This is a genomic window from Porphyromonas endodontalis ATCC 35406, assembly GCF_000174815.1.
Classification (GTDB): domain Bacteria; phylum Bacteroidota; class Bacteroidia; order Bacteroidales; family Porphyromonadaceae; genus Porphyromonas; species Porphyromonas endodontalis.
Genome location: NZ_ACNN01000005.1, coordinates 264,420 through 278,427, shown reverse-complemented (window position 1 = coordinate 278,427; position 14,008 = coordinate 264,420). Strand labels below are relative to the sequence as shown.

Below are 14,008 nucleotides of genomic sequence, written 5' to 3'. Positions count from 1 at the left end.
AGGGAAACTAATCGCGGAAGATTTCCTTCTTAGCTGCCTTGAGCGTATTCATCATGAGCGATACAATCGTCATGGGGCCTACCCCACCAGGCACTGGGGTTATATAGGAGCAAAGAGGAGCTACCTCGTCAAATTTGACGTCTCCCGTAAGGCGAGAACCGCTCTTTTTGGTAGCATCGGGTACTCGTGTTGTGCCCACATCCACCAAAACAGCACCCTTCTTTACCATATCGGCTGTCACGAACTCGGGGCTGCCAAGTGCTGCAATAATGATGTCGGCAGATAGGCACACTTCCTTAATGTTGGGAGTACGGCTATGACATACCGTTACAGTACAATCTCCCGGCTCTCCCTTCTGCATAAGGAGTTGGGCAATGGGCTTTCCTACAATATTGCTACGCCCTAGTACCACACAATGCTTCCCTCTCGTAGGGATGGCATAACGGCGCAACAACTCTACAATACCTTGGGGGGTAGCTGAGACAAAACAGGGCAACCCGATGCTCATACGTCCCACGTTGATCGGATGGAAGCCGTCCACATCCTTACGGTAATCAACACGCTCAATCACCTTTTGCTCATCAATGTGCTTGGGCAAGGGAAGCTGAATGATAAACCCATCCACCCCGGCATCGTTGTTTAAACGATCGATTTCTTGGAGCAGTCTCTCCTCCGTTACATCACTATCGAAGCGAATAAGAGAAGAATCAAAACCTACCTCTTCGCAGCTTTTCACCTTAGAGGCCATATAAGCTTCGCTCCCACCATCGTGCCCTACCAATATGGCAGAGAGGTGAGGACGACGACCCGTTTTTTTCTCCATTTCGACAACTTCTCGAGCAATCTCTTGCTTTATTTCTGCCGAGATCTTACGGCCATCTAGTATTTGATACATTGGATCCATGGTTGTATTGTAGTTTATTATTTACGACGCATGCGTGCCATCTGCTTGGGGTTACTACCCATAGCCTGCACCGTTTTCATCATCTTACGAGCTTGGTCAAACTGAGTAATCAGTTTATTTACATCCTGCACAGTGGTACCACTTCCCTTGGCAATGCGTTTACGACGCTGCCCATTCAGCAAACTAGGGTGTGCACGTTCCTCTGGAGTCATGGAGTAGATAATAGCCTCGATTCCCTTAAAGGCATCATCGTCTATATCGATATCCTTGATTGCTTTTCCCACACCGGGGATCATGGAAACGAGGTCTCTAATATTCCCCATCTTCTTGATTTGATGGATCTGTTTGAGGAAGTCGTTAAAATCGAATTGGTCTTTGGCAATACGTTGCTCTAGGCGTCGAGCCTCTTGTTCGTCGTATTGTTGCTGGGCACGTTCTACAAGAGAAACGATGTCACCCATACCAAGGATACGATCGGCCATACGCTCCGGATGGAAAACATCAAGAGCATCCATTCCTTCACCGGTACCAACAAATTTGATAGGTTTGGTCACCACGGTACGGATAGAGAGGGCTGCTCCGCCTCGTGTATCCCCATCGAGTTTGGTCAATACAACGCCGCCGAAGTCAAGACGATCATTGAATTCTTTTGCTGTATTTACGGCGTCCTGACCCGTCATCGAGTCCACAACGAAGAGCACTTCGTCGGGGTTGATAGCGGCCTTGATGGCTGCAATCTCTTGCATCATCTCCTCATCTACGGCAAGACGACCCGCGGTATCCACAATAACGACATCGTGACCATGCTCACGAGCATAGGTGATCCCACGCTCCGCTATCTGCACAGGCTTTTTGTTGTCTTCCTCGGCATATACGGGGATATTGAGCTGCTCCCCTAGCACCTTTAGCTGATCAATAGCAGCAGGGCGGTACACGTCACAAGCAACAAGAAGAGGATTTTTATGGCGTTGTGTCTTGAGCAACTTGGCAAGCTTACCCGAGAAGGTAGTTTTACCCGACCCCTGAAGCCCCGACATAAGCACCACAGCGGGCGAGCCCTGTAGACGCAATTCCACAGCTTCTCCCCCCATAAGGCGAGCCAACTCATCGTGTACGATTTTTACCATCATCTCGCTAGGGCGTACAGCCGTGAGTACATTACGCCCAAGAGCTGTCTCCTTAACGGTATCGGTAAACTTCTTTGCTACGTTGTAATTAACGTCGGCATCAAGTAGAGCACGACGCACATCTTTTAGTGTTTCGGCTACATTGATCTCGGTGATACGACCTTCACCTTTGAGGTTTTTGAAGGATCTTTCTAAGCGTTCGCTGAGATTCTCAAACATATATCGGGATGTTGTTTATAGTCTAATCTAGGTTTTGTATTACTGCAATCGGTTGGTAACAGAGTCTGGAAACGCCACCTTGGGTTTGAAAGTACGCGCTTCGGCATCTTCCATCATGGCATATGCCATAATAATAACAATGTCTCCGGGTTGAGCAAGGCGCGCTGCGGCTCCGTTGAGGCAGATTACTCCGCTATTGGCGGGTCCCTCTATCACATAGGTCTCGAAACGCTCCCCGTTGTTGTTATTAACAACCTGAACGCGCTCTCCCGGCAATATATCCACCGCTTCCATCAACGCCTTATCTATTGTAATACTGCCTACATAATTGAGGTTAGCCTCAGTCACTCGCACACAATGGAGCTTGGCCTTAAGCATTTGCAGTAACATGAAATTCTATTCTCTTAATCGTTAATTCGTCTTCTTTTATAACCCTAGCGAAGATCCACAAGTTCGCTACCGGGGTATGAGGATTGCTGCTGAATAAACATTTGACTCGAAGGCGTCTCTCCCTCAATGGAGGTTACATTCATCACCAGACGCATACCGTCTGCAAAGATACCTACAATCTGGGAGGGGGCATTCGTCTTGCGTAAAAAAGAGACCTCTAGGGCCGTGATGTTGTCCATCTTCTTGCGTGGAGTGAAAGCAATAATGCGGCTATTCTTGGTGCCACCAATCTCCTTAATGGTGTACACAGACGCCGAAGAAGACAAGAAAACAAAGGGGTTAAGAGCCGCTAGATCTTCCATAGAGGGATGCATAATGGTATAGGTGCGATCTTCTGCATTATAGAAGCTAAACTCCCGACCATTGTAATTGGCATCTATAGGATTGTAGCGCAAGCGAAACTTTTTCCCAAAGGTGTAGAGCACTCCCTTTTTGGTTTCGACACGCGCCCCGGAGGCATCGAAAAGCTCTCCGGAAAAGGTTATTTTGGCTCCTTTCTCTAGACGTTGAGCCACTGTATTGATAAGGCTTTGTGCTGTAGGTTGCTTCGCTTGAGCCATGGCCACAGAGGGTACTATGCAACCCATAAATACGAGCAAAGCAACCCATATAGCGATACGCTTTGTTTTCATCGCAGACTCTCTAGTAAATTATTAAGAGTAAAAATATCGGAGATAAGCACCTCACGCGGTTTACTTCCGTGCTGTGCGGAGACAATCCCTGCCGCCTCTAACTGATCCATTATGCGTCCGGCTCTATTAAACCCAATCTCGAATTGTCGTTGGATTTTTGATGCAGACCCTTGTTGCGTCTCTACCACCATAGTTGCTACTTGGTCGAACAGTGGGTCTCGCTTATCAAGGGAGATAGCTCGAGACTCGTCGCTCTCTTCCACAGGAGCCTCAGGCAATTGATAGGCTCCACTATACCCCGGCTGTAGAGAAATTTCGTCCACAATCTGCTGCGTCTCGGGCGTATCCACAAGGGCACACTGCAGGCGGAGCATATCTTTACCTTGGTAGAACAACATATCACCCCTACCCACAAGATGATTTGCACCGGGCGCATCGAGGATCGTTTTCGAGTCCACTGCCGAAAATACTTTGAAGGCAATTCTAGCCGGGAAGTTCGCCTTAATTGTACCCGTGATAATATCGGTAGTAGGACGCTGTGTGGCCAGCACCATGTGAATCCCTGCCGCACGCGCTTTTTGTGCAATACGTGCAATGGGCTTCTCTACCTCCTTACCCGAGGTCATGATAAGGTCGGCAAACTCATCCACAATCAGCACAATGTAGGGCAGACGAGCATGCCCATCTGCGGTGGATAGTTCCCCTTTATCAAACAAACTATTGTACTCTGCAATATTGCGTACTCGGGCGTCTGATAGTAATTTGTAGCGGTTGTCCATCTCAATACAGAGGGAGTTGAGCGTGGGGACTACCTTATTCATATCTGTGATAATACAGCTTCCCTCTTCGGGGAGCTTTGCCAAATAATGATGCCCTAGTGCCTCATAAATGGAGAACTCTAGCATCTTGGGATCAATCATCACAAACTTGAGTTCTGAGGGGTGTTTGCTGTAGAGCAACGAGGTGATCATTACATTAAGCCCCACACTCTTACCCTGCCCTGTGGCACCGGCAATGAGGAGGTGCGGCATCTTGGCAAGGTCAAACATAAACACTTCGTTCGTGATCGTCTTACCGATAGCAACCGGCAAGTGCATATTGTTTTCGACAAACTTACGTGAAGTAAGAAGCGAATAGAGAGCCACCGTCTGGGGGCGTTTATTCGGCACCTCAATACCGATGGTCCCCTTCCCTGGGATGGGTGCTATGATACGAATCCCGCCCTCGCTCTTTAGGCTACGGGCGATGTCGTCTTCGAGGCTACGTATCTTGGAGATCTTAATCCCGGCATCGGGTTCTATCTCATAGAGTGTAACGGCAGGACCCACCGTTGCTTTTGTGGGGCGAGCTTTGATCTTAAAACTCTCCAAGGTATCAATGATTTGACGCTCGTTCTCGGATATTTCTTCCATGTCGGGCATCATCGCTTCTCTGTCATAACGCTCTAAGAGGTCAAGACTTGGGAAGGTGTATCCGGGGAGATCGTGCGTACCGTTACCGGAGGCTTGTCTCTCTTGCAGAGCGCTCTCATCCCCCACTTCGTCACCTTGGGCGACCTCTATCGTCATACCGGAGCTAAGCTGAGAGGGAAGGGGCTCTGAGGGGACTTCGCCTCCACGAGGGGTGAGAGGTTCTTCTTTGCCATTGACAAATGATTGGGCAGGGTGGCTACCTTCTATCGAATCCTGATCCTCTTCTTCCACTTCGTCGGGCTGTTCGTCTGTATCCACAGGGAAAGAATCCTCGGGATCTTCGTCATTCGGTTCCTCTTCCAGAGAGGTTTCCGTTTCATCCTCCTCGCCCAGCGTTTGAGTATCAACGTTCGGTTCTTTCTTCTTTCTCTTCGTCTTTGCTTCGGCCATGGTACGTACCTTACCCACGATACTTGCCCTACAAAGGACAAGCACAATCACAAAAGAGACAACAAGAATACTTATAATTCCAATAGAACCCACATGAGCCCCTAAGGCGGCAATAATCTGCTCCCCAGATGCACCTCCCAAAGCGAAAGGAAGATGTAACGATACAATGGACTCAAGATAGGCACAGAAAAGGGATACCCAAAGTGCCATAGAGGTAGAGAAGAGTAAGCTCTTAAGAGGGGAAATACGGCTCCAGCCCAATATAAATCGGAATGCAATAGTCAGGATAAAGATGGGCAAGAAAAGACTTCCCAAACCCAAGAAACCATCAATGAGCCCATCGGCAATACGTGCACCCAAAAGCCCTGTACAATTCCTTATACTCTCGGTGGCGTTAGCACCCACAACAAGCTCGGCAGCATCTTGCGTACTGTGCAAAACACTTTGATCTTGCTCTATCGTAAAGAAGTAATGCACCATAGCGACCGAGACATATAGGGTCACCAGCAGAAGCAATGTTCCTATTATAAAATCGACACTGCTGCGTGGCACACTAATGCTCTTCACATCTTCGACCACCCCTTTGCGTTTACGAGCAAACCACGTATCGCCGGAAGGCTTCTTACCCTTGGAGTTTTGCCCTTTAGTTCCCCTACTTGTTTTGCGGGAGAGGGAGGGCTTATGTTGTTTCTTATTTTGCGAATTCATTGCTCGGCAAAGGTACAATTTAGTGTGGTATCTAGCAAGTCATAAACCTACAATTCCTCTATATATAATAAGGTGTAGAATAGTACTTGCAAAAGAGTAAACAGACAGAAGTCAATTCGACATCAGGCTAAAAAGATTTTCCTTCTCAGGCTAAAACAAAAAAAATCTCACCCAAAAAGTCCTAGCATTTTCACCTGAGAAATATTTTGTTGCAGGGCAAGATATTTTGAAAAACTAGGCAAGCATATTTTCGCATTCACACATAGGGTGAAAAATCCCTAGACCACTCTTCACAAGGCTCATCCCCCTTCCCCTCAGAGATCGCAGCCAAAGGAAAAACAAAAATCTACTCACTTCTCTTTTCTCGGTCTACTAGAATTGATATTTACCTCACAATGTATTACATTTGCCATATAGTAAACAACCTGAGATGATTATGAAACAGATCCTATTCTCATTCAGCAAGAAATGCATTCTCTGCCACACACTAGCATTATGCACTTTGCTGACAGGCACACAGATGCATGCACAGACCGCCCCCGAATTTGAGGCAAAAGCACCCACAAGAAAGGAGCTATCAGAAATTAAAGCAACGCCTCCCGTTAAGTACGTTACCGTCTTTTTGAGCGGAGCAGAGGTAGTGCGCGAGGGAAGCGTCTCCATACCTCAAGGCAATTCCGAAATCATCCTAACAGGCATCTCGCCTTATGCCGAAGCCAAAAGCGTACAGGTCAAGTTGGCAAGCCGAGATGTTACGGTTTTATCTGTCAATCACATGTACGACCTCGCCAACTCCGGAGCGACAAGCGAGGAGATGGCTAAGTGGCAAAAGAAATTGGAGAGCCTCAACGAGCAAATTGCCCGCGTTAGCAACAAAGTATCTGTAGTGCAAGACGAATTGGCTTTTTTGCAGGAAAATCGCTCCATCAAGGGGACTAGCTCCGGTGTCAGTCTCGCCAACCTCAAGAGCGTAAACGACTATTACAGAGAGCAAAACCTACACCTGCGCAATCAAAAGCTAGAGCTAGAGAAGGAGCTAAAGCAACTAAGAGAAAAAAGAGACATCGTAAATAAGGAGATCTCTCAGCAGGGCAAACTAGACGAGAACCCCATGGGCGAAGTACACATCCGTGTAGATGCTAAGAGAGCCCTATCTTGCCCTGTAGAGCTTAGCTACTATGTAGAGAATGCAAGCTGGATCCCCTCTTACGACCTCCGTTCATCGGGGGTAGGCAAGCCTCTTGAGCTATCGTACAAAGCTACCATCCACCAAGCAACACGAGAAGACTGGAATAGGGTACACCTGACCATTAGCTCACTCGATCCCAAAATCTCAAATACGCCTCCTACCCAAAAGACTTACTACCTAAACTATAATATCCCCGCCCCTCGCTATACCCAAAACAAAGACGACCAAGCGAGCGGAATGGTCCTCTTCGAAGAAGATAGTGAGCCTATAGTAGGTGCCACCGTGCGCATTGCCGGGACCAACATAGCCACGATGACCGACCTAAATGGGAGGTACAGCATCACGATTCCCAACTCGGGAGGTTCTCTAGAGATCTCCTATGTCGGATGCAAGAAAAGCATCATTCCCATCACCAGTCAGTTTACAACCACCTATCTAGAGTCGGAATACGAAAATCTAGATGAGGTAGTGGTAGCAGGTTATGCCGCAGAGGTATCTATGGATAGGGCTGAAGCCAAAGAAGCACCTTCCGCCTCAAGAAAGATGCGTAGCAGTACCGGAGAACGCAACTCTACCCTAGAAGTAAAACAAGACGAACGCCAAACGGCAGTAGAGTTTGAGCTGCAAACGCCCTATTCTATCCCCTCGGACAAGAAACCTTTTATCCTCGAAGTAAAGAGACACTCCCTCCCTGCCTCTTATGAATATGTATGCGTACCTAAGGCCGACCCCGACGCCTTCCTTTTGGCACACATCGGAGGCTGGGAGCAATACAAGCTACTCTCCGGAGAAGTAAATATCTTCTACGAAAATAGCTTTGTGGGCAAAACCCTCCTCGACACTCGCTCCCTCACCGATACTCTACAGGTGTCATTGGGGCGCGACAAGGGTATCCGTGTAACGCGAGAAAAGGAAATCGAAAAGAACAGTAGCCGATTCTTGAGCAGCAAAACAGAAGAAACACGCTCTTGGAATACGACTCTACGAAACGGCAAATCAACCCCCATCGACATCACGCTCTACGATCAGGTCCCCGTCTCAACCAACGACGAGATCTCTGTGCGTACAGAAAACATCTCGGGCGGTGTGTACAACCCCAATACGGGAGAGGTGAAGTGGAAACTCAAACTCAACCCCTCAGAGAGCAAGACCCTCAACCTAAAATACATCGTAAAAAGCCCCAAGGAGAAAAAACTCCACGTAGAGTAAACCAAGGAGTATTGTACATCTCAAGAGAATTTATACCTTTGCACTCGGAAAAAGGGAATCTTGAGATGCGGTAGTAGCTCAGTTGGTAGAGCATCAGCTTCCCAAGCTGAGGGTCGCGAGTTCGAGCCTCGTCTACCGCTCTTATATTTAGAAGGGATAGTACCTCATCGTAGTACGATGGGGTACTTTCTTTTTATCAAGTCTGAGAAAGAGAGAAAACCAGATATTTTCTAGTTATTCGTTGCAAATTAACTAAGGAATTAGTACCTTTGCCGCGGCTTTGTTCGGTTATTTATCTACTTCACGAGGGCTCTCCACGTACGGGAAGGCCTTTCTTTAGGAGAAGATAGGTAACTGATTAAAAGGGAATAGGAGTGCAATTCTCCAACAGTCCCGCTGCTGTGATTCTTGTGAAAACTCGCTACGTGATGCCACTGATGCTAATCTGTTATGCGTTGGGAAGGTGTAGCGAGAAGGAGATAAGTCAGAAGACCTGCAAAGCTTGTTCTGCGGCTTCGAGGAAAAGCTAAGGAGGATGTTGTAGTACGTGCCTAGAGAGCAAGGCAACGCAAAGAAGAGGTGTACGACACCGAGAGATTTTGCCGGAAAGTGGAGTTTTCTTCATTGGAAGAAAGACGAAGATGCGTAGACTACGACTTCGGTTGTGCGCGACCGATCATTTACCCGAGAGGCAACGAGGATCCCTACCCGAGTTGTTTTGCAAGGCTAAGTGTATTGGTTTTGTGCAAACGAGTGGTTGCAGTCGGCACTTCTTGCCACAAACAAAAATGCGCATCTCTCTTGTTTGACTATTCTTTAGCGGTCGGAGCGCGACCCCAAAAGAGAGAAGAATGTGAGAGAGTACTTATCCGCAAGCCCCTCTGTCTCACCCATCTTGCGCCTCGCCACTCAGCGTTCGTCACTACCACTATCTAACCTCCCCAATTTCCCTAGAAAACAGAAAGAATCAAGCATGTGCTGCTCATCGCAGAGGTAGCGTGTGCCAGGGTCGGCTTTGTTTTGTTGCCTTTTGTTACAGGCCGACTTAGTGTATTCGGTAGACCCCGTACCTTCTTTCCTTTTGTGGGATGAGCTCCACAAAGGTTGGGTTCGGGGTCTATTTTTTCTACTACCAACCGAGCCGAGAGGCTTTCACCCCTTTTATGTAACCCAATCCTACGGAAGGCCTCTCTCTCTTCTTCCTCAAGAGGAGCGTTCAAACCTCCCCCCTCCTCCCTACACATTCAGCTATTTGTAGGTCTATCTAGCGAAATCTCTTACCTTTGTACAGCTGAGTTCTAAATGAAATCTTATGAAGCAACAGTCCTATGCCGAAGCTATCAGTCGACTGACCGATATAGTAGAAACCATCGAGCATGACAGCCCCGATGTAGATCGGCTTATGCAACTTACAGACGAAGCTGTTCAGCTCATCGCTTACTGTAGAGAGACGCTCAAGGTGACCGACAAACGCATCGAAGAGCTTCTTGCCCAGCTCAATCAAGAAGAGCAACAGTAGAGGAAAAAGAGAATCATTCACCTTAAGCAATAGATTATGTTCAAGAAATTCATTCCCCTAGTAGCAGTTATGGCTATCACTACAGCATGCACGGGAGGAGGGAAAAGCAATGCCGACTTGGCATCCAATCCTTTCGTAAACCCTGCGGAGACCTATATGGCCTCTCCGGACTTCAATAGTATCAAGATAGAACACTATCTCCCGGCTTTCGAGGAAGGGATACGGCAGCACGAGGCTGAAATAGACTCCATTGCCAATAACCCCGAGCCTGCTACTTTTGAGAACACACTTGTTGCTCTCGAGAAGAGCGGTCGTGTACTGAATCGTGTATCCAGCGTCTTTTTCGCCTTGACAAGTGCCGATACCAACGACGAACTCATCGCCATCGAAGAAGAGATCACCCCCAAGCTCTCAGCCCACAGCGATGCTCTCTACCTCAACGACAAGCTTTTTGAGCGTGTAAAAGCGATCCACGATGGAGATCTCTCTTCTCTAGAGCCGGAAGATCAGCGCCTCGTTAAGCATTACTACGACAACTTCGTGCAAGCCGGAGCGTTGCTCTCTCCTGAGGATAAAGAACAACTCAAAACCCTCAACCAAAAGGAGGCCGCACTACTTACCGACTTTGGCAATAAGCTCACCAAGGCAACCAACGCCTTTATTTTCATCAAGGACAAAGCCCAACTTGCGGGGCTTAGCGAGGAGCAACTCAAGAGTGCATCCGATCTTGCAGAGAAGGAGGGTCATAATGGCGAGTACGCCTTTAGTCTTGTCAATACAACCCAACAAGACATTATGGTTAACCTTGACGTGCGCGAGACTCGTAAGCTCTTCTATGAAGCAAGTATCAAGCGTTGTATCAAAGGCGATGAGTACGATACCCAAAAGATTGTACTAGAGCTTGCCAAGGTACGTGCGGACAAAGCGAAGCTCCTAGGCTTCCCCAATTACGCCGCTTGGAAGCTACAAGACCAACTTGCAGCTAAACCTGAAAACGTAATTACCATGCTCACCAACCTAGCTAAGCTAGCAGACCCCAAGGCCAAGTCTGATCAGGCAGAGCTAGAAAGCTTTGCTCGCAAGACGATGGGGGCTGACTTCACCCTCGAAGCTTGGGACTGGAGCTACTATGCAGAGAAGCTACGCAATGAAAAGTATGGCGTAGATGAGGCAACCCTCAGCCAGTACTTCGCCCTCGACTCTGTGCTCCACAATGGAGTATTCTTTGCTGCCAACAAGATGTACGGACTCACCTTTAAGCCCCGTACAGACATCTCGGTTTACAACAAAGATGTACGTACTTGGGATGTGCTTGACAAGGACGGTTCTGTAGTTGCTCTATTCTATTTCGACCCCTATGCACGCCCCTCCAAGAGCGGTGGTGCCTGGATGAGTAACTTTGTAGAGCAAAGCTACCTCCTCGGTCTCAAGCCCGTTATCTACAACGTCTGCAACTTCAAGAAACCCTCAGAGGGCGAGACTTGCCTCCTCTCTTGGGACGAAACCAATACTCTATTCCACGAGTTCGGTCATGCTCTACATGGTATGTTTGCCTCTCAAAAGTACCCCTCTCTATCGGGTACAAATGTACCTCGCGACTTCGTTGAGATGCCCTCTCAGTTCAATGAGCACTGCGCTGCAGACCCCGTTATCTTTGCCAACTTTGCTAAGCACTACAAGACCGGTGCGGCTATGCCGGCAGAGCTAGTAAAGAAGATGCGCGATGCAGAAAAGTTCAACCAAGCCTATGGATTGGTAGAAAACATTACAGCCTGCCTCCTCGATATGGCATGGCACACACTCTCTCCGGAAGAAGCTGCTGCCGTAACGGACATCAACAAGTTCCAAGAAGATGCACTCCGCAAGGCTAATGCGCTCTACTCGGCAATTCCTCCTCGCTATGGCACCTCTTACTTCCGCCATATCTGGAGCAACGGTTACTCTGCCGGTTACTACGCTTACCTTTGGAGCGAAGCTCTCGACAACGACATTTTTGCTTGGATGATGGCTCACGGTGGGCTCAATGCCGAAAATGGTGATCGCCTACGCTCTATGATCCTCTCTAAGGGGAATAGTACAGACTTGATGAGCCTCTTTACCGCCTTTACAGGACATCAACAAGTAGATCTCACGCCGCTACTCGTTGCTAAAGGACTCAAATAATCTAGATTTACACATCGGGCGACAGATCTCTCTTGGGGTCTGTCGTCCTCTTTAATTACCAGCAAGACCATGAGAACTAGGTTTATCACACTTCTATTAGGAGCCCTTATTGCTCTCCCTTCTTACGCACAAGACCTCCGCTCCATTGCATTAAAAATCATCAAGGATCGCCCTATTGAGCAATCGGAGTCCCAGCATCTCACCACCGTCTTTCAGAATAAAAAGACACTCCAACTACGAGCAAACATTGGAGAAGAGGGAAGCCATTGTTACGACTTTGCCCTATGGCGCAGCAAAGACGACCCTCAGAAATATCTCATTGCCCTTGCCTATCGCATTCTTCCCGAGATGAGAGATGGAGAGCTTTTGTTCTTCTATCATTCCCCAAAAAGCAACACACAAAAGCCAATAAATATCCCAATCAAAGTACGCTCCCTCTCACAACACATACCAGACGAGGGGATGCCTTTTTGGAGAAGTGGCATGGGCATACTCAAAGAGGGGACTATCTGGCAAAATGCCTCTGATGCCATGGCGAGTACAGACTACGTATTCTATCGCAAGAAAGAGGGGCAAGATGCATTCGAAGAGGTCCCATACATGACCTTTTTCTCCCCTATTTCCGTGGACGATTACACCGAGTCTATGAAGAAATCTTCCTATATAGATCGGGATATCCGCCCCTATGTTGAGCAAATCAACCGCTCAAAAACCCTCAAAAACAAACTCCTACTCACTGCCTCCGAACAGGCAGAATACCTCCCCAACGTAACCTTCTTCTACGAAGGAGACTCCCTAGTAAAGGCTGTACATCGCACCAATGAGGGAGTTTCGGAATACTATTTCCGTGATCATAGCTTGCTCTTTATCTACAACAAAACCAAGACAGAAGAGCATCGCATATACCTATACGAAGGAGAGCTCGTGCGCTACCTAGGGTCAACACCTTGGGGAGAAGAAGCTATCGAAGCCCTCTACGACAAACTAACAGATCCTCTTATTCCCAAATTCTGATGCTCATAGCTGGTCAAGATCTCGGCTCTCAACCGCTTCTCCTAGCCCCCATGGAAGATGTTAGCGATAGTGCTTTTCGTCTTCTCTGCCGAGGCTTTGGAGCTTCGATGGTGTATAGTGAATTTATCAGTGCCGATGCGCTCATTCGCTCGGTACGTGGTGCCTGCAACAAACTATTCATACACCCCGACGAGCACCCTGCCGTCATACAGATTTACGGACGAGACGTGGCTAGTATGGCAGAAGCGGCTGCCATTGCGTCCACCACAGGGGCCGAAATACTTGACATCAACTTCGGCTGCCCGGTAAAAAGAGTGGCGGGCAAAGGAGCCGGAAGTGGCATGCTACGAAATATCCCTCTATTGCTGGAAATTACGCGAGCTGTGGTGAAAGCAAGCCGGGTACCCGTTACCGTCAAAACGCGCCTCGGGTGGGATCACCAAAATATCATCATAGAAGATCTGGCAGAGGCGTTACAAGATTGTGGTATTGCTGCGCTCACCATTCATGGGCGGACGCGCAGCGACATGTACAACGGCAATGCGGACTGGAGCCTGATTGGGGCTGTAAAGAATAACCCTCGTATTACCATCCCGATCATTGGCAATGGAGATATTACCACTCCACAAGAGGCAAAAGAAGCCTTCGACAGGTACGGAGTAGATGCGGTAATGGTAGGGAGAGCCTCAATTGGTCGTCCGTGGGTTTTCGAGGAGATGCGCCACTACCTCGACACCGGAGAGCTACTCCAAGACCGCCCTGCCTCAGAGCGGCTAGATACGCTCATCCAAATGATTAGGAACAACATAGACAAACTAGACGAACGCAGAGGTATCCTCCACTCTCGCAGGCATCTGGCAGCCTCTCCCATATTCAAAGGGATTGCCAACTTCCGCCCCTGGCGCATTGCCATGTTACAGGCAACTACCATGGAGCAACTGCTCGACATCCTTGCCCAAGTACGCACAATACTCACCCAGGATACCCTACCCATCCAAGAGTAAAATGTACT

The 14,008-nt window shown here is 48.3% G+C and carries 10 protein-coding genes, 1 tRNA gene and 1 riboswitch; of the genes, 6 read left to right on the top strand and 5 right to left on the bottom strand.

Going from position 1 to position 14,008, the window contains the following annotated elements; genetic code table 11:
• Positions 1–7 precede the first annotated feature (7 nt).
• The 5 genes from folD to POREN0001_RS01350 are packed head-to-tail and all read right to left on the bottom strand — an operon-like array spanning position 8 to position 5,902.
• A complete protein-coding gene (gene folD, locus POREN0001_RS01370; protein WP_004332050.1) occupies positions 8–895 on the bottom strand; it encodes a bifunctional methylenetetrahydrofolate dehydrogenase/methenyltetrahydrofolate cyclohydrolase FolD in 888 nt (295 codons plus the stop codon).
• Between the two features lie 26 nt (positions 896–921).
• Positions 922–2,250 (bottom strand): signal recognition particle protein, encoded by a 1,329-nt coding sequence (gene ffh, locus POREN0001_RS01365; RefSeq protein WP_004332102.1) that lies wholly within the window; start codon positions 2,248–2,250, stop codon positions 922–924.
• Between the two features lie 39 nt (positions 2,251–2,289).
• Positions 2,290–2,640, bottom strand: a complete 351-nt coding sequence (gene panD, locus POREN0001_RS01360; protein ID WP_004332028.1) for an aspartate 1-decarboxylase — start codon at positions 2,638–2,640, stop codon at positions 2,290–2,292.
• Positions 2,641–2,684: 44 nt separating this feature from the next.
• Positions 2,685–3,332: a LolA family protein gene (locus tag POREN0001_RS01355; protein ID WP_004332288.1), complete on the bottom strand. Its 648-nt coding sequence runs from the start codon at positions 3,330–3,332 to the stop codon at positions 2,685–2,687.
• Complete coding sequence (locus POREN0001_RS01350) at positions 3,329–5,902, bottom strand: FtsK/SpoIIIE family DNA translocase (RefSeq protein WP_004332278.1); 2,574 nt, start codon at positions 5,900–5,902, stop codon at positions 3,329–3,331. The genes POREN0001_RS01355 and POREN0001_RS01350 overlap by 4 nt, the downstream gene beginning before the upstream one ends.
• A gap of 436 nt (positions 5,903–6,338) precedes the next feature.
• Here POREN0001_RS01350 and POREN0001_RS01345 point away from each other — a divergent pair, with 436 nt between their 5' ends.
• From POREN0001_RS01345 to dusB, 6 genes are all read left to right on the top strand, one after another.
• A complete protein-coding gene (locus POREN0001_RS01345; protein WP_169307826.1) occupies positions 6,339–8,300 on the top strand; it encodes a DUF4139 domain-containing protein in 1,962 nt (653 codons plus the stop codon).
• A 67-nt stretch (positions 8,301–8,367) separates the two neighbouring features.
• Positions 8,368–8,440 (top strand) — tRNA-Gly (locus POREN0001_RS01340).
• 175 nt (positions 8,441–8,615) lie between these two features.
• Positions 8,616–8,815: riboswitch (cobalamin riboswitch) on the top strand.
• Between the two features lie 797 nt (positions 8,816–9,612).
• Positions 9,613–9,819, top strand: a complete 207-nt coding sequence (gene xseB / locus POREN0001_RS01330) for an exodeoxyribonuclease VII small subunit (protein ID WP_004331994.1) — start codon at positions 9,613–9,615, stop codon at positions 9,817–9,819.
• Positions 9,820–9,855: 36 nt separating this feature from the next.
• On the top strand, positions 9,856–11,982 hold the full coding sequence (locus POREN0001_RS01325; protein ID WP_004332302.1) for a M3 family metallopeptidase: 2,127 nt from the start codon (positions 9,856–9,858) through the stop codon (positions 11,980–11,982).
• Between the two features lie 69 nt (positions 11,983–12,051).
• A complete protein-coding gene (locus POREN0001_RS01320) occupies positions 12,052–12,996 on the top strand; it encodes a hypothetical protein (RefSeq protein ID WP_004332013.1) in 945 nt (314 codons plus the stop codon).
• On the top strand, positions 12,996–14,000 hold the full coding sequence (dusB, locus tag POREN0001_RS01315) for a tRNA dihydrouridine synthase DusB (protein WP_004332035.1): 1,005 nt from the start codon (positions 12,996–12,998) through the stop codon (positions 13,998–14,000). Before POREN0001_RS01320 ends, dusB begins: the two co-directional genes overlap by 1 nt.
• The last annotated feature ends 8 nt before the right edge of the window (positions 14,001–14,008 follow it).